Annotated in this window: 23 protein-coding genes; 18 read left to right on the top strand and 5 right to left on the bottom strand. The window is 75.3% G+C overall.

Annotated features, from left to right (window positions below):
* Positions 1 to 402: 402 nt before the first annotated feature.
* Positions 403 to 1,068, bottom strand: coding sequence for a GntR family transcriptional regulator (locus RM844_RS06475; RefSeq protein ID WP_311666154.1), 666 nt, complete (start codon positions 1,066 to 1,068; stop codon positions 403 to 405).
* Positions 1,069 to 1,269: 201 nt separating this feature from the next.
* Here RM844_RS06475 and RM844_RS06470 point away from each other — a divergent pair, with 201 nt between their 5' ends.
* The 6 genes from RM844_RS06470 to RM844_RS06445 all read left to right on the top strand — a co-directional run bounded on the left by RM844_RS06470 (position 1,270) and on the right by RM844_RS06445 (position 8,126).
* Positions 1,270 to 2,457 carry a 4-oxalomesaconate tautomerase gene (locus tag RM844_RS06470; RefSeq protein WP_311665776.1) on the top strand — a complete coding sequence of 396 codons (1,188 nt, stop codon included), beginning with the start codon at positions 1,270 to 1,272 and terminating at the stop codon, positions 2,455 to 2,457.
* On the top strand, positions 2,454 to 3,479 hold the full coding sequence (locus RM844_RS06465) for an amidohydrolase family protein (RefSeq protein WP_311665774.1): 1,026 nt from the start codon (positions 2,454 to 2,456) through the stop codon (positions 3,477 to 3,479). Before RM844_RS06470 ends, RM844_RS06465 begins: the two co-directional genes overlap by 4 nt.
* A 58-nt stretch (positions 3,480 to 3,537) precedes the next feature.
* Positions 3,538 to 4,221, top strand: a complete 684-nt coding sequence (gene ligK, locus RM844_RS06460; RefSeq protein WP_311665772.1) for a 4-carboxy-4-hydroxy-2-oxoadipate aldolase/oxaloacetate decarboxylase — start codon at positions 3,538 to 3,540, stop codon at positions 4,219 to 4,221.
* A gap of 60 nt (positions 4,222 to 4,281) precedes the next feature.
* Positions 4,282 to 5,202, top strand: a complete 921-nt coding sequence (locus tag RM844_RS06455) for an amidohydrolase family protein (RefSeq protein WP_311665771.1) — start codon at positions 4,282 to 4,284, stop codon at positions 5,200 to 5,202.
* A gap of 40 nt (positions 5,203 to 5,242) precedes the next feature.
* A complete protein-coding gene (locus RM844_RS06450) occupies positions 5,243 to 6,628 on the top strand; it encodes an MFS transporter (protein WP_311665769.1) in 1,386 nt (461 codons plus the stop codon).
* Positions 6,629 to 6,785: 157 nt separating this feature from the next.
* Positions 6,786 to 8,126 carry a PP2C family protein-serine/threonine phosphatase gene (locus RM844_RS06445; protein WP_311665767.1) on the top strand — a complete coding sequence of 447 codons (1,341 nt, stop codon included), beginning with the start codon at positions 6,786 to 6,788 and terminating at the stop codon, positions 8,124 to 8,126.
* Between the two features lie 15 nt (positions 8,127 to 8,141).
* Here the strand turns inward: RM844_RS06445 and RM844_RS06440 are convergent, their stop codons facing one another.
* Positions 8,142 to 8,831, bottom strand: coding sequence for a GNAT family N-acetyltransferase (locus RM844_RS06440; protein WP_311665765.1), 690 nt, complete (start codon positions 8,829 to 8,831; stop codon positions 8,142 to 8,144).
* Positions 8,832 to 8,962: 131 nt separating this feature from the next.
* Between RM844_RS06440 and RM844_RS06435 the strand changes: the two genes are divergently transcribed.
* From RM844_RS06435 to RM844_RS06410, 6 genes are all read left to right on the top strand, one after another.
* On the top strand, positions 8,963 to 9,445 hold the full coding sequence (locus RM844_RS06435; RefSeq protein ID WP_311665763.1) for a DUF5709 domain-containing protein: 483 nt from the start codon (positions 8,963 to 8,965) through the stop codon (positions 9,443 to 9,445).
* Between the two features lie 117 nt (positions 9,446 to 9,562).
* On the top strand, positions 9,563 to 9,985 hold the full coding sequence (locus RM844_RS06430) for a TM2 domain-containing protein (RefSeq protein WP_311665761.1): 423 nt from the start codon (positions 9,563 to 9,565) through the stop codon (positions 9,983 to 9,985).
* 5 nt (positions 9,986 to 9,990) lie between these two features.
* Positions 9,991 to 10,407 carry a DUF2752 domain-containing protein gene (locus tag RM844_RS06425; protein ID WP_311665759.1) on the top strand — a complete coding sequence of 139 codons (417 nt, stop codon included), beginning with the start codon at positions 9,991 to 9,993 and terminating at the stop codon, positions 10,405 to 10,407.
* Between the two features lie 55 nt (positions 10,408 to 10,462).
* On the top strand, positions 10,463 to 11,245 hold the full coding sequence (locus tag RM844_RS06420; RefSeq protein ID WP_311665757.1) for an SGNH/GDSL hydrolase family protein: 783 nt from the start codon (positions 10,463 to 10,465) through the stop codon (positions 11,243 to 11,245).
* A gap of 11 nt (positions 11,246 to 11,256) precedes the next feature.
* On the top strand, positions 11,257 to 12,687 hold the full coding sequence (purB, locus tag RM844_RS06415) for an adenylosuccinate lyase (protein ID WP_311665755.1): 1,431 nt from the start codon (positions 11,257 to 11,259) through the stop codon (positions 12,685 to 12,687).
* Positions 12,688 to 12,953: 266 nt separating this feature from the next.
* Positions 12,954 to 14,108: an ROK family protein gene (locus RM844_RS06410; protein ID WP_311665753.1), complete on the top strand. Its 1,155-nt coding sequence runs from the start codon at positions 12,954 to 12,956 to the stop codon at positions 14,106 to 14,108.
* Positions 14,109 to 14,578: 470 nt separating this feature from the next.
* On the opposite strand, the gene RM844_RS06405 is transcribed toward RM844_RS06410, so the two are convergent.
* Complete coding sequence (locus RM844_RS06405) at positions 14,579 to 15,319, bottom strand: GntR family transcriptional regulator (RefSeq protein ID WP_311665751.1); 741 nt, start codon at positions 15,317 to 15,319, stop codon at positions 14,579 to 14,581.
* A gap of 158 nt (positions 15,320 to 15,477) precedes the next feature.
* On the opposite strand from RM844_RS06405, the gene RM844_RS06400 reads away from it, so the two are divergent.
* Positions 15,478 to 16,251 (top strand): SDR family NAD(P)-dependent oxidoreductase, encoded by a 774-nt coding sequence (locus RM844_RS06400; protein WP_311665749.1) that lies wholly within the window; start codon positions 15,478 to 15,480, stop codon positions 16,249 to 16,251.
* Positions 16,248 to 16,787, top strand: coding sequence for a S1 RNA-binding domain-containing protein (locus RM844_RS06395; RefSeq protein ID WP_311665747.1), 540 nt, complete (start codon positions 16,248 to 16,250; stop codon positions 16,785 to 16,787). The genes RM844_RS06400 and RM844_RS06395 overlap by 4 nt, the downstream gene beginning before the upstream one ends.
* Here the strand turns inward: RM844_RS06395 and sigJ are convergent.
* Positions 16,777 to 17,664, bottom strand: coding sequence for an RNA polymerase sigma factor SigJ (gene sigJ / locus RM844_RS06390; protein ID WP_311665745.1), 888 nt, complete (start codon positions 17,662 to 17,664; stop codon positions 16,777 to 16,779). The genes RM844_RS06395 and sigJ overlap by 11 nt on opposite strands.
* A gap of 140 nt (positions 17,665 to 17,804) precedes the next feature.
* Between sigJ and RM844_RS06385 the strand changes: the two genes are divergently transcribed.
* The gene (locus RM844_RS06385; protein ID WP_311665743.1) at positions 17,805 to 18,419 is read left to right on the top strand and encodes a GNAT family N-acetyltransferase; all 615 of its coding nucleotides are present in this window, start codon (positions 17,805 to 17,807) and stop codon (positions 18,417 to 18,419) included.
* A gap of 119 nt (positions 18,420 to 18,538) precedes the next feature.
* Positions 18,539 to 20,218, top strand: a complete 1,680-nt coding sequence (locus tag RM844_RS06380; RefSeq protein ID WP_311665741.1) for a DUF885 domain-containing protein — start codon at positions 18,539 to 18,541, stop codon at positions 20,216 to 20,218.
* A gap of 189 nt (positions 20,219 to 20,407) precedes the next feature.
* Here the strand turns inward: RM844_RS06380 and RM844_RS06375 are convergent, their stop codons facing one another.
* Complete coding sequence (locus tag RM844_RS06375; protein ID WP_311665739.1) at positions 20,408 to 21,172, bottom strand: phosphotransferase enzyme family protein; 765 nt, start codon at positions 21,170 to 21,172, stop codon at positions 20,408 to 20,410.
* Positions 21,173 to 21,428: 256 nt separating this feature from the next.
* Between RM844_RS06375 and RM844_RS06370 the strand changes: the two genes are divergently transcribed.
* Together RM844_RS06370 and RM844_RS06365 are read left to right on the top strand one after the other, a co-directional pair.
* Positions 21,429 to 22,358, top strand: a complete 930-nt coding sequence (locus tag RM844_RS06370; RefSeq protein ID WP_311665737.1) for a ribokinase — start codon at positions 21,429 to 21,431, stop codon at positions 22,356 to 22,358.
* Entirely contained in the window at positions 22,355 to 23,353 is a 999-nt protein-coding gene (locus RM844_RS06365; protein ID WP_226075587.1) for an ABC transporter permease, read from the top strand. Before RM844_RS06370 ends, RM844_RS06365 begins: the two co-directional genes overlap by 4 nt.

Here is a 23,353-nt window from a genome sequence, read left to right as displayed (position 1 = left end):
AGGCGCCGGACCGGGCCCGCGCGGACGCCGCGGCCGGGCGCGGCCGGCGTCGCCGCCGTCCGGCGGCGGCACGGCGGCCAAGCTAGCACCCGCCCCGCTCCAGCCCCGCGGCGGCAAGGGCGGCCGCGGTGGCCGCGCGGACGCCGCTGGGGCCGGGCCGGTCGTCGGGTCCCGCCGGCCGCCCACTCCCACGGTGGGCCCAGGGGCCCGCGCGGCGCCGGGCCGGCCCGGCCCGGCCCGGCCCGGAAGTGTCCTGGGGCAATCCTCAGTCGGGGCTGTCCGGACCTGGCGAAACGGCCGCTGACCTGGCCGTTCGGACGCGGTGTCGGGTCCCGTCAAAGGGGGACCGGGGACGGGACCACGGAGGGGACCGGGGGCCGGACCGGCCACCGGCCGTGGCGGTCAGCCCGCCGTGGGGGGTGGGGTGGCGCGGAGTTCGAGGATGACGCTGTCGAGGTGGGCGCGGGCGGCGGCCTCGGCGGCGTCCGGGTCGGCGGCGTCCACCGCCTCGATGATCGCCAGGTGTTGGGGCAGTGAGCGGGAGGGCCGCCCGGGGCGCATGGCCAGGCGGAACTGGAAGCGGACCATCTGACCGTTGAGCCGTTCCAGCAGGCCCTGGGCGACCTGTTGGCCGCTGACCCGGGCGACGAAGTCGTGGAGTTGGCGGTTGAGCGCCGAGTAGCCGTCGAGGTCGCCCTCGGCGACGGCCTCCCGCATCCGGGCGCCGATGGCGCGCAGCTCGGCGCGCTCCTCCGGGGTGGCCAGCTCGGCCGCCCGGCGGGCGCAGAGCCCCTCCAGGGTGGCGCGGCACTCGGTGATCTGGATCGCCTCCTCCACGGAGACCACCCGGACCCGGGCGCCTCGCCGGGGCACCAGCTCGACCAGCCCCTCGGCGGCGAGGTCCTGGAGCGCCTCGCGGACGGAACTGCGGGTGGCGTGGAAGGTGTCGGAGAGCTCCTGCTCCACGAGCCGCTGGCCGGGCACCATGTCCCCCGCCGACAGCGCCCGGCGGATGCCCGCGCTGACCACGCGCCGCCCCTCCTGACCGGTGACCCGGTTCTCCGCCACCCCGACCGCCCTACTTCCACGCTTCAACCCGGCAACGCTCGACCGCTGAGCAGTCTACCGACCCGTGGATCTTCGTCGGCGAGCGCCGGAACTTTTTCGTCAGAGATATTGTCAACAATTTCGTTGGAGGTTAGGTTGACGAGCACTTCGCACCCGAGAGGTCCACCCGCCCACCAGGTCAGGGGGGCCGAGAGGAGAGCCATGGCCCGCCCCACGCCGCCGCCCGCCGGCGGCCCCGGCCCGCGCCCGCACGGCGAACAGACCGCCGTGCCGTGCTGGTTCATGCGCGGCGGCACCTCGCGCGGCCCGTTCTTCCGCGCCGCGGACCTGCCCGCCGACCGCGCGGCCCGGGACGCCGTGCTGCGGGCCGCGCTGGGCTCGCCCGACCCGCGCCAGATCGACGGCCTCGGCGGGGCCCACCCGCTGACCAGCAAGGCCGGCATCGTCGGCCCGGGCACCGAAGGCGTCGACCTGGAGTTCGTGTTCGCCCAGCTCCAGCCCGAGAGCGAGCGGGTCGACACCACGCCCAACTGCGGGAACATGCTCGCCGCCGTGGTGCCCTTCGCCATCGAGGCCGGGCTGCTGACGCCGCGCGGCGAGACCACCACCGCCCGGGTGCGCACCCGGGACACGGGGCTCACCGCGGACATCACCGTGCGCACCCCGCTCGGCCCGGACGGGCGGCACGTCGCCTACGCCGGGGAGACCCGGATCGACGGCGTCCCCGGCACCGCGGCGCCGGTCAGCATCGCCTTCCTCGACACCGCCGGCTCGGTCTGCGCCGGGCTGCTGCCCACCGGCCGGGTCCGGGACCTGGCGCCGGCCGGGTCCGCCGGCACCGTCGAGGTGACCTGCGTCGACAACGGCCAGCCGCTGGTCCTCGTCCGGGCCGCCGACCTGGGCGTCAGCGGCTACGAGACGGCCGCCGAACTCACCGCCGACACCGAGCTGCGGGCCCGGGTCGAGGAGCTGCGCCTGGCCTGCGGCGCGCTGATGGGGCTCGGCGACGTGACCGAGCGGAACTACCCCAAGATGACGCTGATCGCGCCGCCGGCCCGCGGCGGCACACTCAGCACCCGCAGCTTCATCCCGCACGTGTGCCACACGTCGATCGGCGTGCTGGCCGCCGTCACCGCGGCCACCGCCTGCGTGCTGGAGGGCACCGTCGCCCACGAGCTGGCCGGCGGGAGCCGCGACCGCACCGGGACGACCACGGTCTCCGTCGAGCACCCGTCCGGAGAGTTCAGCGTCGAGCTGGGGCTGGGCGCGGGCGAGCCGCGGGTGACCAGGTCGGCCCTGGTGCGCACCGCGCGGCTGATCATGGCCGGAGACGTCCTGGTCCCCCGCCATCTGTGGTCCCCCACCCCGGCCAAGGAGGAACAGCGTTGATCATCGACTGCCACGGGCACTTCACCACGGCGCCGCCGGCGTTGGCAGCCTGGCGCGAGCGGCAGGTCGCCGGCCTCGCCGACCCGACCGGCCCCCACTCCCCCGCCGACCCGCGGATCAGCGACGACGAGCTGCGCGCCAGCGTCGAGGGGAACCAGCTGCGGCTGATGGACGAGCGCGGCATCGACCTGACGGTCTTCTCCCCGCGCGCCTCCTTCATGGCGCACCACATCGGCGACTTCGCGACCTCGGCCCACTGGGCGGCGCTGTGCAACGACCTCTGCCACCGGGTCAGCCAGCTCTACCCCGAGCGGTTCGCGCCGGCCGCGATGCTGCCCCAGTCGCCCGGCGTCGACCCGGCCAGCTGCGTGCCGGAACTGGTGCGCTGCGTCGAGGAGCTGGGCGCCGTCGCGGTCAACCTCAACCCGGACCCGTCCGGCGGGCACTGGACCGCGCCGCCACTGACGGACCGGCACTGGTACCCGCTCTACGAGAAGCTCGTCGAGTACGACATCCCGGCCATGGTGCACGTCAGCACCAGCGTCAACCCGGCGTTCCACACCACCGGCGCGCACTACCTCAACGCCGACACCACGGCCGTGATGCAGCTGCTCCAGGGCGACCTGTTCGCCGACTTCCCCACCCTGCGGCTGGTGATCCCGCACGGCGGCGGCGCCACGCCCTACCACTGGGGCCGCTTCCGCGGGCTGGCGGCGGCGCTGGGCCGGCCGCCGCTGGAGGAGCACCTGCTGGACAACGTCTTCTTCGACACCTGCGTGTACCACCAGCCGGGCATCGACCTGCTGCTGACCGTGGTGCCCACCAGGAACGTCCTGTTCGCCTCGGAGATGATCGGCGCCGTCCGGGGCGTCGACCCGACGACGGGCCACCACTTCGACGACACCCGCCGCTACGTCGAGGCCGCCGGGCTCACCGCCGAGGCGCTGGCCGACGTCCAGGAACGCAACGCCCGCGCCGTCTACCCGCGGCTGGACGCGCTGCTGCGGCGGCAGGGCCGCTGAGCCCGGCGCGCGAGCGACCGACACGAGCAGTCCCCGAAGGAGAGGAGCCACCAGGATCATGTACGAGCTGGGAGTGGTGCGCCGCACCATCGACCGCGCCGATCGCGCGGACGTCGAGGCGCTGGCGCCGTTCGGCGTCAGCACCATCCACGAGGCGCTCGGCCGCACCGGTCTGCTGCGCCCGTACGTCCGCCCGGTCTACCCGGGCGCCGCGCTGTGCGGCACCGCCGTCACCGTGCTGCTCCAGCCAGGCGACAACTGGATGCTGCACGTCGCGGCCGAGCAGCTGCGGCCGGGCGACGTGCTGGTGGCCGCCTGCACCACCGAGTCCGACGACGGCTTCTTCGGCGAGCTGCTGGCCACCTCGGTGCGGGCCCGTGGCGGGCGCGGGCTGGTCATCGACGGCGGCTGCCGGGACGTGGACGCGCTGCGCGCGATGGACTTCCCGGTCTTCAGCCGGGCGGTCAACGCCAAGGGCACCGTCAAGGCCACGCTGGGCTCCGTCAACATCCCGGTGGTCTGCGCCAACGCGCTGGTCACCCCGGGCGACGTGGTGGTCGCCGACGCCGACGGCGTGGTGGTGGTACCGGCCGCGTGGGCCGGCGAGGTCGCCGCGGCGGCGCGCCGCCGGGAGGAGAACGAGGCCGCCAAGCGGCGCCGGTTCGAGGCCGGCGAGCTGGGCCTGGACCTGTACGGGATGCGGGAGCCACTGCGGGCCGCCGGCCTGCGCTACGTCGACTGAGCCGAGCGCCCCGCCGGGCGGGGCCCACCACGGGGCGGGGACACCCCGAAGGAGACTTCCATGAGCCGAGCATTCACCAAGACACCGGGCTGGCTTGACTGGTGTCAGCGGCCGAGCGAGCCACGCTTCACCCTGCCGCCCGGGACCGTCGACGCGCACTGCCACGTCTTCGGCCCCGGCGACCGCTTCCCCTACGCGCCGGAACGCAGGTACACGCCGTGCGACGCCGGCCGGGAGCAGCTGTTCGCGCTCCGCGACCGGCTGGGCGTCAGCCGGCAGGTCATCGTCCAGGCCACCTGCCACGGCGCCGACAACAGCGCCCTGGTGGACGCCGTCCGGGCCGCCGGCGGCCGGGCGCGGGGCGTCGCCACCGTGCGGTCCGACGTCACGGACGCCGAGCTGCGCCGGCTGGACGAGGCCGGGGTGCGGGGCGTGCGCTTCAACTTCGTCAAACGCCTGGTGGACGCCGCCCCCAAGGAGGAACTGGCCGCCGTGGCACGGCGGATCGCCCCGCTGGGCTGGCACGTGGTGGTCTACTTCGAGGCCGCCGACCTGCCGGAGCTGGCCGGCTTCCTGGGCGGCCTGCCGGTGCCGTTGGTGGTGGACCACATGGGCCGGCCCGACGTGTCCCGGCCGGTCGACGGGCCGGAGTTCGACGGCTTCCTGCGGTTCGTGGCGCGCGGCGACGTGTGGGTCAAGGTCAGCTGCCCGGAGCGGCTGTCGGTGACCGGGCCGGCGGCGGTGGACGGCGAGCGGAACGCCTACCGGGACGTGGTCCCCTTCGCCCGGCGGGTCGTCGAGGAGTTCCCCGACGCGGTGCTGTGGGGCACCGACTGGCCGCACCCCAACCTCACCGACCACATGCCCGACGACGGGCTCCTGGTCGACCACGTGCCGCACATCGCCGGCACCCCCGACCTGCGGTACCGGCTGCTCGTGGCCAACCCGACGCGCCTGTACTGGCCGGGCGAAGGCGTCTGACCGCTCCCCCGCTCCCTCCCCCGACGTAAGGCCCCCTGCCATGTCCCAGGCCCCTGCGCTGTCCCACCCCAACGCGGAGAACCGCCTCAACCGGCTGCCGCTCTCCCGCTTCCACAAGGTCACGCTGCTGGCCGTCTCCTTCGCCTACTTCTTCGAGTTCGCCGACATCAACACCTTCGCCACCACCGCGCCCAAGCTGCGGGAGGTGTGGGGGGTGACGGTGAACGAGATCGCCTACGTCACCTCACTGTCGTTCGTCGGCATGTTCTTCGGCTCGGTCGTCGCCGGCTGGCTGGCCGACCGGTGGGGCCGCAAACGGGCCCTGATGTGGACCACGCTGTGGTTCGGCTTCTTCTCCTTCGCCTCCGCGTTCACCTGGGACATCCTCTCCATGGGGGTGTGCCGGGTGCTCACCTCGGCGGGTCTGTCGGCGATGACGGTGGTGGCCGTGATCTACGTCAGCGAGATCTATCCGGCCGCGGTGCGCGGGAAGTACCAGGCGTACGCCATCGTCATCGGCATCTGTGGCACTCCCGTCACCAACCTCATCGCCAGCTTCGTGGTGCCGGTCAACGACTGGTCGTGGCGGCTGATCTACCTGTGGGGCGCGCTCGGCGTGCTCTTCGTGCTCTTCACCCGGCAACTGAAGGAGTCGCCGCGGTGGTACGAGTCGCGGGGCGACTACGCGGCCGCGGAGCGGGTACTGGCGGAGATCGAGGCGCGGGTGGCCGCCGAGCACGGCCCGCTGCCGGCGGCCGCGGCGCCGGTGGCGGCGACCGCCTCGACCAGGGCGCCGCTGCGCACCCTGCTGAAGAAGAAGTACCTGGTGCCCACGGCGGTGCTGTCGGTGCTGTGGATCACCCAGACCATCGGCTTCTTCGGCTACTCCAGCTGGGCGCCGACGCTGCTGGCCGAGGAGGGCTTCAGTGTCGAGAAGTCGATCTTCTACGTGGCGCTGACCACGGTGGGCGCGCCGCTGGGCTCGTTCCTGGCGGCCATGGTCACCGACCGGTACGAGCGGAAGTGGTGCCTGGTCGTCTTCGGCCTGCTGATCGCGGCGTGCGGGCTGTTCTACGGGCTCACCTTCAACCCGCTGGCCATCGTCGTCTTCGGCTTCCTGGTCAACCTCTTCGAGCGCGGGTACACGGCCCTGGCCTACGCGTACTCGCCTGAGCTGTTCGACACCCAGGGCCGCGGACTCGGCACGGCCGTCTCCTACGGCCTGGGCCGGCTCTCCAACGCGGTGGGGCCGCTGATCATCGCCGCGCTGTACAACGGCAGCGGCTACCAGAGCGTGTTCTACTTCATCGCCGGCAGCTGGATCCTGGGCGCGGTGGTCCTCGCCCTCTTCGGGCCGCTGACCCGGCGGGCCAGGTTGGCGGCGGCCGCCGCCCCGCCGGCCGAGACCCGTACGGCCTCGGTCTGACGGCGCGCCGTCCGGGCCCGGAGCGTCGCGGTCCGGGCCCGGACGGGGTGTGCGCCGACCGGGTGGGTCCCGGCGGAGCGGGCCCTGTCCGCTTTCGCGCCCCGGGCGGACCGCGTATCCAGGAGTCCTGGATACGCGGTCCGCCGACGGGAGAGCCATGGCGCAGCACCGGGAGCCACCGAAGATCCCCTTCACCTCACTGCTGGACCTGCCCCTGACCTCCGACCTGGACCGGCTGAGCGAGCAGCTGCACGACCTGGCCCGGGCCCAGCAGAGTCTGCAGAGCCTGCTGGACGCGGTGCTCGGCATCAGCGGCGAGCTGGAGCTGCCGGCGGTGCTGCGCCGGATCGTCAGCACCGCGATGGACCTGGTCGGCGCCCGGTACGGGGCGCTCGGGGTGCTGGACGAGGAAGGGGACGAGCTGGCCGAGTTCATCCCACTGGGCCTGGACAGCGCGGAGCTGGCGAACCTCTCCGGGGTCGAACTGCCGCGCGGGCGGGGCCTGTTGGGGCACCTGATCCACCATCCGGAGCCGCTGCGGGTGGCGGAGATCGCCGCGCACCCGGAGTCGGCCGGCTTCCCGCCCGGGCATCCGCCGATGAAGTCCCTGCTCGGCGTCGCCATCCGGGTGCGGGACCGGGTCTACGGCAACCTCTACCTCAGCGACCGGCACGACGGGCGACCGTTCGACCAGCACAACGAGGGCGTGATCCGGGCGTTGGCCGGCACCGCCGGGGTGGCCATCGAGCACGCCAGGCTCTACCAGCGGGTGCGGGGCGGCGCCGAGACGTTCCAGCGGCTGCTGCTGCCGAAGCTGCTGGACCTGTCGCCGCTGTCGGCGGCGACCATCTACTGGCCGGCCGACGAGCCGGGGCACCTGGGCGGCGACTGGTACGACGCGCTGCCACTGCCGGACGGCTCGTGCGTAGCGGTGATCGGCGACGTGGTCGGGCACGACACCCGGGCGGCGGCGACCATGTCGCAGGTCCGGAACATGCTGCGGGCGCTGGGGCTGAGCGGCGAGGAGTCGCCGAGCGTGGTGCTCAGCCAGCTGGACCGGATCCTGAAGACGGTCGGCGAGGCGACGTTCACCACCGCCTGCCTGGCCCGGCTGACGCCGGACGGCGCGGACTGGTCGGTGCGGTGGAGCAGCGCCGGCCATCCGCCGCCGCTGCTGCTGGCGCCGGGGGAACCGCCACGGTTCCTGGACGCCGAGCCGGGCGTGCCGCTGGGCGTGGAGCCGGCCCTGCCACGGCCGGAGCACCGGGCGGTGCTGCCGCCGCGCAGCGTGCTGGTGCTCTACACGGACGGGCTGATCGAGGAGCCGGACCAGCCGCTGGACGCGGGGATGCGGGCGCTGGCCCGGATCGCCGACGCGCACGCGGGGGCGCCGCTGGAGGAGCTGTGCCGGTTCCTGGTCGAGGAGCGGCGGGCCCGGGAGAACGGCGACGACATCGCCATCCTGGCCATCCGCACCCCGGCCCACTCCGACCGCTGACCCGGGCGCGGCCGGTCAACGCGCCGGCCGCGGGCGGTGGATGAAGCCGGTGAGGGGGGCGCGGGTGCGCCAGCCCAGGGTGCGGTAGAGGGCGCGGCCCTCGGTGGTGGCGCCGAGCAGGCCGGTGTGGGCGCCGGCCGCGACGGCGGCCTCGGCCAGCGCGCCCATCACCAGCCGGCCCAGGCCCCGCCTGCGGTGCTCCGGATGGGTCGCTATCTGGTCGACCACGGCGACGGTGTCCACGACCGCGGTCTGGCCACGGGCGGCCAGCACGCCGTCCGGGGTGTGCAGCCGCACCTGGGTGACGCCGCGCTCGGCCGTCAGGCTCAGCGTGTAGCCGGCCGGCACCGGCGTGGGCCCGTGCGCCGGCCGCAGTGGGCTGGTCATCAGCCAGCCGGGAGCGTCCGGCACCCAGCCGGCCGGGAGCCAGCCGCGCAGCACCTTTGGCTCGACGAAGGTCTTGAGCCAGACGTCGGGCTCGACGACGGTCGCGGCCAGGCCACGGACCAGCGCCTCGTCCGCGGCCGGCAGCACGTGGCGGACCCGCTGGCCGGGGGCGCCGACCGCGATCCGCAGCCCCCAGGGGTCGGCCACCGGCGGCGGCACCCGGCGGGAGACGGTCCAGCCGGCGACCCAGGCCCTGGCCAGCTCCGGCACGGTGGCCGGGGCGGTGGGCGACACCAGCTCGGTAATGGGTGAACTCATAGGGCACAGCTTACTGAGCGGCGGGGCGAACGACCCGACCAAGGGGGTTTGCGGCGCTATGGACCGACTGCGGGCGTTTGCTCCCGTGCCACCGGGGAAGCCGGACGGGAGCAGAAGGGAGGGCTGGAGAGATGACCGACGAGAGTTCCATGGGCGACGAGGTCTACCAGCCGACCGAGTCGGAGACCCGGGACGACCCCAGCGAGCTTGACCTGGAGAACAGCCTCGACGGCTACGGCGCCGACGCCACCCTCGACGAGGGCTACTCGCCGCCGGAGAAGCCACTGGCCGTCAACGACCCCGGCACCACCGCGCGCGGCCAGCACGAGGGCGCCACCCTGGACCAGCGCCTGACCGAGGAGGTGCCGGACGTCCAGCCCCCGGCGGGCGACGGGATCGGCGACCTCCCCGACGAGGAGGGCGAGCCGCTCGACCAGGACGAGGTCGGGGACGAGCGCGCCGGCCGGCTGGTACGGGCCGCCGACGAGGTGACCCTGCGGCCCGACCCGGTGGCCGCCGAGGACGCCGGGATCGACGGCGGCGCCGCCTCGGCCGAGGAAGCCGCGGTGCATGTCACAGAACCGGAGCAACCGCCGCGGGAGTCCGGGGAGTAGAGACGCCCACCGCGCGTTCCGCGACCGCCGGGTTGTTTGGCAGTATGGCGCCTGACCACACCACGTGGGTGCCGGTCGTTCCCACAACAGCAACCGCTCAGCGCCCTCAGGGGGGACATGTCCGACCAGAATCCCTACCAGCAGCCCAACCCCCAGCAGCCTCCGCAGGGCGGTTACCCCGGCCAGCAGCCGGGCTACGGCTACCCGGGCGGCCAGCAGCCCCAGCAGCCCGGCTACGGCTACCCGCCGCCGGCCGGCGGCTACGGCGGCGCCCCGGGCTACGGCGCGGACCCCAACGCGCCCTACGGCTACGACCACTACGGCCGTCCGTACTCGCACAAGTCCAAGATCGTCGCCGGGGTGCTCCAGCTCCTGCTCGGCGGGGTCGGCGCCGGCCGGTGGTACACCGGCCACGCCGGGATGGCCGTCGCCCAGCTGCTGACCTGTGGTGGTCTCGGCATCTGGGCGCTGATCGACGGCATCCTGTTCCTGGTCAAGGACGACCGCACCGACGCCGACGGCCGGGTGCTGAAGAGCTGACCGCCGTGGACCGCGTACGGCGGACCGGAGCGGTGGCGCGCGGGATACCCCCCGCCGCGCCACCGCTCGTCGCGTTGGGCGCCGGCCTGGCCGGCGCCGTCTACCTGTGGCACACCGACCCGTACCAGGGCGGGCAGCCACTCCCCCGGTGCCCCGTGCACTGGGCCACCGGGCTGCTGTGCCCCGCGTGCGGCGGCACCCGGATGTCCTACGACCTGCTGCACCTGGACCTGCCGGGCGCGTTCGTCGCCAACCCGGTGCTGCTGACCCTCGGCGTGCCGCTGGGGCTCTACCTCTCGGGCCGCTGGCTGGCCGCCGGCCTGCGCGGCGAGCGCTACCGGCCGCGGTTCTCCACGGCGGGCAGCGCCGCGGTGCTGGCCGTCGCCGGGCTGTGGATGGTGGCCCGCAACCTGCTGGGCTGACCCGCCACACCGCGGCCGGCACGCCCCGCGCCGGCTGGCTACCATGGGCTTCGCCATGCACGACTTCGCAGAACTCCGCAGCTTCGTCGCCCTGGGGGACTCGTTCACCGAGGGCATGTCCGACGCCCTGCCCGACGGTCGCTACCGGGGCTGGGCCGACCTGCTGGCACACCGGCTGGGCGAGCGGCGGGAGGACTTCCGCTACGCCAACCTCGCCGTCCGCGGCAAGCTGATCCAGCAGATCGCCGACGAGCAGGTGCCGGTCGCCGCCGCCATGGACGCCGACCTGGTGACCCTGGTCGGCGGCCTCAACGACGTGCTCAGGCCGCGCTGCGACCTGGACGCCGTCTGCGCCCTGCTGGACCAGTCGGCGGCCCGACTCGCCCCGCACTGCCGGCAGTTGGTGCTGATGCGCAGCCCCGGCCGGCAGGGCCCGGTGCTGGAGCGGTACCGGGGCCGGATGGAGGCGCTGTACGCGGCGATCGACGAGATCGCCGAGCGGCACGGCGCGCTGGTCGTCGACCTCTACGCCTCCCGCGCGCTCGGCGACCCGCGGCTGTGGGCCGACGACCGGCTGCACCTGACCGCCGACGGGCACCGCCGGGTGGCCGAGGCGGTCTGGCGGCGGCTGGGCGGCGAGCCCGGCTTCGACTGGGACGAGCCGCTGCCGGCCAGCGCGCCGGGCCGCTGGTACGTCCGGCGGGCCGCCGACCTCCGGTTCGCCCGGCAGCACCTGCTGCCCTGGATCGGCCGCCGGCTGACCGGCCGCTCCTCCGGCGACGGCCGGCTGGCCAAGCGTCCCGACCTGGCGCCGGTGGCCTGGGAGAGAGGCCCGTAGAATCCGGTCACGTGACTGACAAGCCGCGCATTCCGAACGTCCTGGCCAGCCGCTACGCCTCGGCGGAGCTGGCCGCCCTCTGGTCCCCCGAGAACAAGATCGTGCTGGAGCGCCGGCTGTGGCTGGCGGTGCTGACGGCCCTGTCCGACCTGGGCGTCGAGGTGCCGGAGGGGGCGGTGGCCGACTACCGCGCGGTGCTGGAGCGGGTCGACCTGGCCTCCATCGCGGAGCGCGAGCGGGTCACCCGGCACGACGTGAAGGCGCGGATCGAGGAGTTCAACGCGCTGGCCGGGCACGAGCAGGTGCACAAGGGCATGACCTCGCGCGACCTGACGGAGAACGTGGAGCAGTTGCAGCAGCGGCTCTCCCTGGAGCTGGTGCGGGACCGCACGGTCGCGCTGCTGGCCCGGTTGGGCCGGCTGGCCGCCGAGCACGCCGAGCTGGTCATGGCCGGCCGTTCGCACAACGTGCCGGCGCAGGCCACCACCCTCGGCAAGCGGTTCGCGACCGCGGCCGACGAGCTGCTGGTGGCCTTCGGCCGGCTGGAGGAGCTGCTGGTCCGCTATCCGCTGCGCGGTGTGAAGGGTCCGGTCGGCACCTCGCAGGACATGTTGGACCTGTTGGGCGGCGACGAGCACAAGCTGGCCGAGCTGGAGGGCCGGGTCGCCGGCCACCTGGGCTTCGGCCAGGTCTTCGGCTCGGTCGGCCAGGTCTACCCGCGCTCCCTGGACTACGAGGTGGTCACCACCCTGGTCCAACTGGCCGCCGCGCCCTCGTCGTTGGCCAAGACCATCCGGCTGATGGCCGGCCAGGAGCTGGTCACCGAGGGCTTCCAGCCGGGCCAGGTCGGCTCGTCGGCGATGCCGCACAAGATGAACACCCGCTCCTGCGAGCGGGTCAACGGCCTGGCCGTGGTGCTGCGCGGCTACGCGTCGATGGCCGGCGAGCTGGCCGGCGACCAGTGGAACGAGGGCGACGTGTCCTGCTCGGTGGTCCGCCGGGTCGCGCTGCCCGACGCGTTCTTCGCCTTCGACGGGCTGGTCGAGACGATGCTGACGGTGCTCGACGAGTTCGGCGCCTTCCCGCCGGTGGTGGAGCGCGAGCTGGACCGCTACCTGCCGTTCCTGGCCACCACCAAGGTGCTGATGGCCGCGGTGCGGGCGGGCGTCGGCCGGGAGACCGCGCACGAGTTGATCAAGGAGCACGCGGTCGCCTCCGCGCTGCGGCTGCGGGAGGGCGCCGAGCAGAACGAACTGCTGGACCGGCTGGCCGCGGACGAGCGGATCCCGCTGGACCGGGCCGGGCTCGCGGCGCTGATGGCCGACCGGCTCTCCTTCACCGGCGCGGCGAGCGACCAGGTCGCGGCGGTGGTCGCGCGGATCGACGCGGTCGCCAAGCGGTACCCGGCGGCGGCCGGGTACGCCCCGGGCGCGATTCTCTGACCCGAGGACCCGGGCGTGAGGCTCGGGCGTGAGGCCGGGGGCCGGCTCGGCCCGCCGGCTTCCGCCGGGGCGGTGGACCGGGAACGGCGACGGGGCCGCGGGGTTGGCTGGGGCGGGCGGCTGGGCGCCCCCGCACCGGCGGTCGCGGGCTCTGCCGCGCCGCGCGCCCCCGCCCGGCGGCCCGGTCCGGTGGGTGGGGGTTGGTGGGGTGGCGCGATACGTTGGCGGGGCAGGGCAGGGCGGTGGGTCCAGGCCAGGAGGCGGCAGTGGGTCAACTGACGGGCGGCGACCCCTCGTTGCTACGGCGGATCAACCAGGCCGCGGTGCTGCGCGCGCTGCGGGCCGCGGGCCGGGGCCGGTCGCTGACGGATCTGGCCGGGGACACCGGGCTGTCCCGGCCCACCGTGGAGGGGGTGCTCGACGGCCTGGCGCGGACCGGGCTGGTCGCCGAGACCACGGCCGGTGAGACGGCCGGGGCGCGGCGGGCCGGGCGGCCCGCGCGGCGGTTCCGGTTCCGGGCGGAGGCCGGCCGGCTGCTCGGGATCGAGGTGGGCTGCCGCCGGGTGTCGGCGGTGCTCGCCGACCTTGCCGGCCAGCGGCTGGGCGAGGCGACCCGACCGGTGGCCACCCGGGCGTCGGCCGCCGACCGGCTGGCCGGGGTGGCCGGCGTCGCCGGCGACCTGCTGGGCGAGCACGGGGTGGCCGCGTCCGGGCTGCGGGCGGTGGGCGTGGGCACGCCGGGCATCGTGGGGCAGGACGGATCGGTCGCGCTGTGCTCGGCGTTGCCCGGCTGGACCGGGCTGCCGCTGGGCGAGCGGCTCGGGGAGCTGTTCCAGGCGCCGGTATTGGTGGAGAACGACGCCAACGCGGCGGTGCTGGGCGAGCGTTGGGTGGGCGCGGCGGCCGGCTCGGACGATGTGGTGATGGTGTTGGCCGGGCTCAGCCCGGGCGCCGGTTCGTTGATCGGCGGCCGGCTGCACCGGGGGCACGGCGGCGCCGCCGGGGAGATCGGCGCGCTGCACCTGCTGGGCCGGCAGGCCACTCCGGAACGGCTGCTGGCCACCGCCGGTACCCCCGTCGACCCGTTGGACGAGCGGGCGGTGGCCCGGGTGCTGGCAGCGGCGCGGGCCGGCGATCCGCGGGCCGAGGAGGCGGTGGCCAGGTTCGTGGAACGGCTGACCCACGACGTGGCGGCGCTGGTGCTGGCGCTGGACCCGGAGTTGGTCGTGGTGGGCGGCTGGGCGGCCGGCCTGGACCAGTTGGTGGCGCCGCTGCACCGGGAGTTGGACCGGTACTGTCTGCGCACCCCCCGAGTGGTGGCCTCGGCGCTGGGCGCCGGCGCGGTCACCACGGGCGCGGTCCGGCTGGCCCTGGACCACCTGGAGGCGCGGCTGTTCACCGTGACCGACCCCGCCGGCTGACCCGGCGGGGCGCTTCCCGGCACGGGTCACCCGGCGGTGTGGGCGAGGACGGCGGTGGCCGGTTCCCCGTGGTCCCTCCGGCGGCAGCGTGCGGCCGAGGCCGGGCACGAGCAGCAGCCGGCGCCGGGGAGCCGGTGGGCGATGAGCGGGCCGTGGCCCGGCTTGGCCGGCTCGTGGCCGCCCCCGACGGCCAGCGTGGGGGCCGTCACCCGGGACGGCGCGTCGACCGGTTCGACGTCCGGCCCGGCGGCGGCCGGCCCGTGGTTGGCCCCGCCGACGGGTCGCGGGCCCGGTCGTGGATCCGTTCCTGGCGGCGGCGGGCGGCGTCGAGCGGGGCCGTCTCGCCGGCGCCGGCAACGCGTCCCGGAGTGGCGCGGGCGACGACCTCGTCGAGCGCGGCGGTGCGCGCCGGCCCTGGCGCACGGGCCCGCACCCGCGGGGTGGGGCGCCCGCGGGGTCGGCGGGTGGGTTCAGCCGGTGGTCAGGGCCAACCGCTGGTCGCCGAAGGTGAGGCGGCAGGTGTCGGCGCGGTAGGTGGCCAGGGAGAGGGCGGCGACCCGGCCGGCCGTCGAGTAGCGGGTGGTGACCAGCAGCACGGGGGCGCCGGGCAGCCGGTCCAGGCTGGCGGACTGTTCGGCGTCGGCCGAGCCCAACTCGACGGCGCGGTCCTGCCCTTCGAGGGGCTGCCGGCGCAGCGCGGCGAGCAGCTCGGCCGCGTCCGGCGGGCCGTCGGCCGGCCGGGGGCTGGGCAGCGCGTAGAGGCGTTCGGTGGCGACCGGCTGGCCGTCGGCGACCAGCGTCCGGCTGATGGTGGGCAGTTGGGTGCCGCGCGGCACGGCCAGCGCGGTGGCGACGGCGGGGCCGGCCGGCAGCAGGGCGCAGCCGGTGACCGTCCAGGGGTCGTCGGCCGCGCCGGGCCACGCCTGGCGGGCCGGGGAGACGTCGACGCCGACCCGGGGCGGGGCCACCGTGGTGCCCACGCCGCGGCGGCGCTGGAGGCGGCCGTCCAGCTCCAGCTGGTCCAGGGCCTGCCGCAGGGTGGCGCGGGCGACGCCGAACCTGGCGGCCAGGGTGCGTTCGTCGGGCAGCACCTGGCCGACGCTGAACTCGGCGTCGAGCGCGTCGGCCAGCGCGGTGCGCAGCTGTCGGTACTTGGGCTCGGCCGGCGGGACGGCCGGCCTGGCCACCCCGCGTCGTGTGGTGCTGCCCACCCTCGCCTCCCCTGTCGTGCACCGGCCACCCGACCTGCGCGGACTGTGCGGCGCGGCCAGCGAACGCCATGATTATGAAAGGTTGTTGCGTATCCGGACCTTAGGGTCAGTGCGGGACTTGGTCAAGACCAACGGTCCCGGCCTTATAGGGTGCGGATATGACAAACGTGGACGAGCGGGCGGAACGTCGCCCCGTGACGGTGGTGACGGGTGGCGGTCGGGGCATCGGCGCGGCGGTGGCGGTGCGGCTGGCCGAGGAGGGGCACGACGTGGCGATCGGCTGCCGGCGCGACGTCGCGGCGGCCGACGAGGTGGCGGAGCGGGTCCGGGCGCTGGGCCGCGCGGCGGTGGTGGTGCCGGGCGAGGTCAGCGACGAGGCCGACGTGGACCGGCTCTTCACCACCGCGGCCGAGGCGCTCGGCCCGGTGACCGGGCTGGTCAACAACGCGGCGATCACCGGTCCGCTGGGCCGGTTCACCGAGACGCCGACGGAGGTGATGCGGCAGGTGGTGGAGGTCAACCTGCTGGGCGCGCTGTGGTGTGCCCGCCGGGCGGCGCTGGCGATGTCCACCCGGCACGGGGGTGCCGGCGGCGCGATCGTGAACATCTCGTCGGCCGCCGCCTCGCTGGGCAGCCCCGGCGAGTACGTGCACTACGCGGCGAGCAAGGCGGCGGTCGACGCGCTGACGGTGGGGCTGTCGAAGGAGCTGGCGCCGGACGGGGTGCGGGTCAACTCGGTGCGCCCCGGCATCGTGTTGACCGAGATGCACGCGGCGATGGGCGACGCGGAGCGGCCCTGGCGGAAGGCGCCGCAGATCCCGCTGGGGCGGCCGGGCGAGCCGGCCGAGGTGGCCGGCGCGGTGGCCTGGCTGCTGTCGCCGGACGCGTCCTACACGACCGGCACGGTGCTGCGGGTGGCCGGCGGCCTGTGACCCCCGACCGGCCGGGTGACCGGCCGGCGGCGCCGCGGCGGGGGCAGGTCGTGACCGGCAGGGTGACGGAGATCGCCGGCTTCGGCGGCACCTTCGTGGACCTCGGCGGCCGCACCGGGATGATCAACCTGCCGGAGCTGTCCTGGCGTCCGGTGCGCCACCCGACCGACGTGGTCCGCGTCGGTCAGCTGGTCACGGTCGAGGTGCTCGACGGCGGGCCGGCGGTGCTGGCCCTGTCGCTGCGGGCGCCTCGGGAGAACCCGTGGCCGGGGCTGGTGGGGCGGGTGGGGCGGGTGGGGCGGGTGGTCACCGGGCCGGTGACCAAGCGCGCGCCGATCGGGGTCTTCGTCCGCGTCGAGGACCGCGCCGACGGCCTCGAAGGGCTGCTGCCCGTCGGGGAGTTGGCCGATGCGCACCCCGAGGTCGGCGACCTCATCAGCGTGCGGATCGTCGCCGTGGACCCGGTGCGGCGCCGGATCGCGCTGTCGCCAGCGCCCGGCCCGGGGCCGGGCGGCGGCGGCCGGGTCAGCGGGTGAGGTGGCACAGCTTGGCCGGGTTGGTGATCAGGTAGACGCGGTGCACCAGGCCGTCGGCGATCTCCAGCAGAACCACCCCGGCGGAGCCGTCGGGCTCGACGACATGGACCCCGGGGATGCCGTTGAACTCGCCGAACTCGGGGACCCCGCCGGCGGGTGCCTGCGGGCCGATGGCGGCGAGGAAGCGGCTGACCTTGTCGGTGCCCTGGATCTCCCGCAGCGGCGCCTTGGCGCTGCCCCCGCCGTCGCCGAGCAGGGTCACGTCGGCGGCCAGCGTCGCCAGCAGGGTCTCCAGGTCGCCGTCGAGGGCGGCGGCCAGGAAGCGTTCGGTGAGGGCGCGCTGGCCCTGGGCGTCGACCTGGTAGCGGGGGCGGCGCTCGGCCATGTGCCGGCGGGCCCGGACGGCGAGCTGCCGGACGGCGGGCTGGTCGCGGCCGAGGGCCTCGGCGATCTCCTGGTAGCCGAGGCCGAACGCCTCGCGCAGCACGAACACCGCGCGCTCCAGCGGGGAGAGCGACTCCATCAGCAGCAGCACCGCGTAGGAGACGGTGTCGGCGAGGACCGCCCGGTCGGCGCCGTCGGGGGCGGCGGCCGGCGCGGCGCGGTCGGTGGGCAGTGGCTCGGGCAGCCAGGGCCCGACGTAGCTCTCGCGGCGCGCGGCGTGCTCCCGCATCCGGTCGATGGCCAGCCGGGTCACCACCCGCACCAGGTAGGCGCGCGGGTCCCGGACGTCGGTCCGGTCGGCGGCCGACCAGCGGGGCCAGGCCTCCTGGACGACGTCCTCGGCGTCGGTGACCCGCCCGAGCATCCGGTAGGCGACCCCGAAGAGGGTCGGCCGGTGCGTCTCGAAGGTCTCCAGCAGGGCGTCGTCAGCCACGGCCCCATCCCACCAAGTGGGATGGGGCGCTGTCCAGTCGGGGGCCGGCTGCGGCGTTCGGGACCGGTCCGTGACCCTCCTTTACCCGTCGGTCACAGCTCGTTCGTGACCAGGCAATAACCAGATACGACAGTGCAGTCATGGATAAGTGGGACACTCCGCGACCGACGCTGCGCCTCCCCCGTCCGGCTCTGGCCGGGCGGGTCGACGGATACCGGTCGGGACGCGGTTGCGCCACGCCGGACGCCGGAACCACACGGCACGGCGCGGCGCTGACCGAGGCGGAACTCGCCGGTGGGGAACGCGTGTGGCTGCGCCGGGTGGGGGCGGACGACCTGCCGGGCGCCCTGGACCTGCACCGCAGGTGCTCCCCCGCGACGCTGGCGCAGCGGTACCCGGGCGGGGCCGGCGAGGCGGACGGCTACCTGCGCCATCTGCTGGACGGGCGGCACGGGTGCAGCGTGGCGGCGCAGTCGGCGGACGGCGAGCTGTTGGGGCTGGGGCATCTGCTGTGGGACGACGGTGAGTCGGAGGTGGCGTTGCTGGTGGCGGACGCCTGGCAGCGGCGGGGCGTCGGCGGCGCGCTGCTGGGGAAGCTGGTCTCGTTGGCGGTGGCGCGCCGGTCGGCCGGCGTCTACGCCGTCACCCGGCCCGGGGACGCGGAGCTGCTGGGGGCGCTGCGCGCCACCGGGCTGCCGCTGACCGAGGAACCGGAGGCGGACGCGCTGGTGGTGTCGGCCCGGCTGGGCGGTTGAGCCGCGAGGGAACGGGCTCCGCGGTGGGAGGAGTGGGCGGGGGGGGCGGCCGGGGGCGTTGGCCGGCCGTTCCTGGGAACGATGGTGACGAACATCGACTCCCGTACCAGGATGGCTCCATGGCTGACACAGGCACCCCGCTCCCCCGCCAGCTCGCCGACACCTATGTGGACGAGCTGATCGACGTCGACCCGATCACCGGCAGCTTCCTCGGCGACCCCGGCAGCGCCCGCCGGCTGCCCGACTTCTCGCCGCGCGGGATCGAGGCGAGGGCGGAGCTGACGCGCGGGACGCTGGCCCGGCTGACCGCGGCCGAGGCGGCCCCGGGGGCGGACGCGGCCGGCGAGCGGCGCTGCGGCCGGCTGTTGCGGGAGCGGCTGACGGCCCAGCTGGCGGTGACCGAGGCCGGCGAGGAGCTGCGGACGTTGAGCAGCCTGTCGGCGCCGGTGCACCGGGTGCGGACCATCTTCACCATCATGCCGACCGGGAGCGAGTCGGACTGGGCGGACATCGCGGCCCGGCTGCGGGCGGTGCCGGAGGCGCTGGCCGGCTACCGGGAGACGCTGCGGGCGGGCCTGGACGGGCGGTCGCTGGCCGGGCCGCGGCAGGTGACGGAGACCCTGGACCGGCTGGGCGAGTGGCTGGGCACGCCGGACGGCTGGTTCGGGGACTTCGTGGCGCCGGGGCCCGAGGCGCTGCGGGCGGAGCTGGCCGAGGCGGCCCGGGGCGCCACGGCCGCGGTCGCCGAGCTGCGCGACTGGCTGCGGGCGGAGTACGCGCCGCTGGTGGCCGACGGGCGCGACGTGGTCGGCCGGGAGCGGTACGCCCGCTGGGCGCGGTACTGGAACGGCACGGATCTCGACCTGGACGAGGCGTACGCCTACGGCTGGTCCGAGTTCCACCGGCTACGCGCGGAGATGCTGACCGAGGCGGACCGGGTGCTGCCCGGTTCCGACCCGTGGGCGGCGCTGCGGCACCTCGACGAGCACGGCACCCTGATCCACGGCGTGGACGAGGTGCGGGAGTGGTTGCAGCGGCTGATGGACGAGGCGATCGAGGCGCTGGACGGCACGCACTTCGAGCTGGCCGAGCGGATCAAGCGGGTGGAGGCCCGGATCGCGCCGGCCGGCAGCGCGGCGGCGCCCTACTACACGGGCCCCTCGCTGGACTTCGTCCGGCCGGGCCGCACCTGGCTGCCGACCATGGGGCAGACCTCGTTCCCGGTCTACGACCTGGTCTCCACCTGGTACCACGAGGGGGTGCCAGGACACCACCTCCAGCTGGCGCAGTGGGTGCACGTCGCGGACGAACTGTCCCGCTACCAGACGACGGTGGGCGGGGTCAGCGCCAACATGGAGGGGTGGGCGCTGTACGCGGAGCGGCTGATGGACGAGCTGGGGTTCCTGACCACGGCGGAGACCAGGCTGGGCTACCTGGACTGCCAGATGATGCGGGCGGTGCGGGTGATCATCGACATCGGGATGCACCTGGAGCTGCCGATCCCGGCGGACTCGCCGTTCCGGCCCGGTGAGCGTTGGACGCCGGAGCTGGGTGGGGAGTTCTTCCAGCGGCACAGCGGCCGGCCGCCGGAGTTCGTCGCCAGCGAGCTGGTGCGCTACCTGAGCACGCCGGGGCAGGCGATCGGTTACAAGCTGGGCGAGCGGGCCTGGCTGCGGGGCCGGGACGCGGCCCGCGCGGCGCGCGGCTCCGGCTTCGACGCGAAGAAGTGGCACATGGCGGCGCTCTCCCTCGGCTCCCTCGGCCTGGACGACCTGGAGACGGAGCTGGCCCTGCTCTGACGTCGCCCGGGCCGCCGCTGATGCCTGCCGGCGGCGGCCCGGCACGGACGCCGCCGGCGGCCCGCGGGCGCCGAGCGGGCCGGGTTGTCTCCCGTCGCCCGCGGCGACCGCGACAGCCCGGGCGTGCTCCCCGCCGGCCCGGCCATCGCCGCCCAAGAGCAACCGCGCCGGGGTAACCGCCCCGGGCGCTCAGGGGGTTGACGGGCTCGGGCGGTCGAGGGTGGCCAGCCGGCGGCGGGCGTAGGCCGGCTCGGCGCGCCAGCAGCAGGCGGCCTCCCAGGCGTGGCCGGCGGCCCGGGCCGCCGCGAGCCGGGCCGGCGGCAGCCCGGGGTCGGGCAGGTCGGCGAGGTCCAGGTCCGGGTGGTCGACCCGGGCCTCGTCCCAGTCCAGGAAGCCGACGCCCGCCGCGGTGATCCGCAGGTTCGGCGCCCCCGGGTCGCCGTGCACCACGGCGGGCGGCCGGTGGTGGTCGGCCAGCAGGACGCGCCAGGCGGCCCGGCAGCGGTCGGCGGCCGCGGCCGGCATGGCGGTGAGGTCCACGTCGCCGCCGCGCGGGTGGTCGAGCAGCTGGGCGGTGGAGCGGAAGCCGGGGCGCTGCGGCCAGCCCCTGGTGAGCCGGTGCAGCCTGGCCAGTTCCGCCGCCACCCGGGGCCAGTCGGCGGCGGTCGGCGGCCGGCCGGGCAGCCAGCGCCACACGACCAGCCCTCCCAGGTGACGGGCGCCGGTCAGGGTGGGGACTACCTCGGGGACCCGGAACCCGTGCCGGGCCAGGAACTCCAGCAGGTCCAGCTCCCAGTCCAGGGCCGCCGGCGTCCGCCGGCCGCGGCGGGCGACCAGCCGCCGCCCGGCCCGACGCAGCTCCAGCACCTCGTCGCGGTGCCCGCCGGCGAGCGGCCCGACGATCTCCACCTGGCCCCAGGCGCGGAGCGCCTCAGCTGTCGGCACGTCAGCCACGACATCGATCTCCCCTCGTTCGCGGGTCCGTTGACGGCGGGTCAGCCAGTCTCCCGAACCGCCGGCCGTCGGGCGGCGTGGGCGGGCGGCGCGCGCCGGGTCCGCGGCGGGTTCCGCGCCGGGTCCGCGGTGGGTGAACGGCGGGAGAAAGCGGACAGAAATCCGCGCATCACCCCCTCTTGACTGCGAACATCCCTGTACATACGCTCCCCCATGTCCACGGTTGTCCACGTACAAAAAGAGCCGGTGTGCATCAATGAAGATCGCAGTTGTCGGAAGCTACGGGGTCGGTCTGACCATGCGGGTGCCCAAGGCGCCCGCCGCGGGTGAGACCGTCTCGGACGGCGCCTTCGCCGAGGGCCCCGGTGGGAAGGGCTCCAACCAGGCCATCGGCGCCGCCCGCCTGGGCGCCGACGTCGCCTTCCTCACCGCCGTCGGCGACGACGCGTACGGCCACGCCGCCCGCGCCCTGTGGGAGGCCGAGGGCGTCGACGCCGGTCAGGTGGTGACCGGGCGGGGGCCGACCATGGTCGGCTTCATCCTGGTCGAGCCCTCCGGCGAGAACCGCATCGCGATCGCCCCCGGCGCCCTCGACGAGCTGACCGCCGAGTCGGTGGCCGCGTTCCGCCCGGCGATCGCCGCGGCCGACGTGCTGGTCGTCTCCATGGAGATCCCGGCCGACGCGGTCAGCGCCGCCCTGCGGATCGGACGCGAGGAGGGCACCACCACGCTTCTCAACCCGGCCCCGGCCCGCCCGCTGGCGGACGCGGACTGGCCACTGATCGACGTGCTCACCCCGAACCAGACCGAGGCCCCGGTGCTGCTCGGCCTCGCCGAAGGCCACGGCCTCGGCGACGCCGACCTGGTCGCCGCGCTGCGCGCCCGCACCGGCGGCTCCGTGGTGCTGACCCGCGGCGGCGCCGGCGCGCTGGTCGCCGACGCGGCCGACCAGGACGGCGCCCCGCAGGTGGTGCCCGCCCGCCGGGCCGCCCGGGTCGTCGACACCACCGGCGCCGGCGACTCCTTCACCGCCGCGCTCGCCACCGCCCTGGCCGGCGGGCAGCGGCTGACCACCGCGGTCGGCTTCGCCGCCGCGGCCGGCGCCCACACGGTCTCCGTGGCCGGTGTCATCCCCGCCCTCCCCACCCGGGAGCACCTGAAGACCGAGATTGGAACCCCCAGATGACCACGACCACCGCACCGGCGCGGGCGTCCTTCGACTTCCGCGCGCTGCTCCAGGCCCGCGAGTCCGGAGTCTTCGCGGCGCTGGTACTGCTCTTCGCCCTCGGCACCGTGCTGTCGCCCAGCTTCGCCTCCTCCGACAACCTGCTCTCGGTCGGCCAGCAGATAGCCCAGATCGGCATCATGGCGATCGGCGCGACCTTCGTCATCGTCAACGGCGAGATCGACCTGTCCGTCGGCTCGATCTACGCCCTGTCGGCGATCACCACCGGCATGATCATCTCCGAGGGCGGAGCCTGGCCGCTGGCGATCCTCGCCGGCCTCGCGGTCGGCGCGCTGGCCGGCCTGCTCAACGGCCTGGCCGTGGTCGGGCTCGGCGTCCCGTCGTTCATCGTCACGCTGGGCACGCTCAGCGTCTACCGCGGTGTGGCGCTGCTGATCTCCGACGGCGCGCCGATCTCGCTCAGCTCCAGCCAGGACGGCGTCGCCGACTTCAACCTGCTCGGGCAGGGCCGGCTGTTCGGCGTCGTGCCGATGCAGTTCGTGTTCTTCGCGCTGATCGCCGCGGTCGGCATCCTGCTGCTGTCCCGCTCCCGGCTCGGCTTCAACACCTACGCGGTGGGCGGCAACCAGGAGGCGGCCCGGCTGGTCGGCATCAACGTCAAGCGGGTCAAGCTGACCGCGTTCGTGCTCTCCGGCTTCACCGCCGCGGTCGCCGGCGTGCTCGGCCTGTCGTTCCTCTCCTACGTGCAGGGCGTCACCGGCAGCGGCCTGGAGCTGACCGTCATCTCCGCGGTGATCATCGGCGGCGCGGCGCTCTTCGGCGGCTCCGGCACGATGTGGGGCACCGTGATCGGCGTCGCCTTCATCGGTCTCCTGCAGAACATCCTCAACATCAAGGGCATCTCGTCCTTCTGGCAGACCATCGTCACCGGCCTGGTGATCATCGCCGCGGTGGCCGCCGACACCTGGCAGCGGAAGCGCAAGACGCGGGCCTGA

The sequence above is a fragment of the Streptomyces chisholmiae genome, assembly GCF_031845445.1.
Lineage (GTDB): Bacteria > Actinomycetota > Actinomycetes > Streptomycetales > Streptomycetaceae > Streptomyces > Streptomyces chisholmiae.
This window is presented reverse-complemented; position numbering and strand designations above follow the sequence as displayed.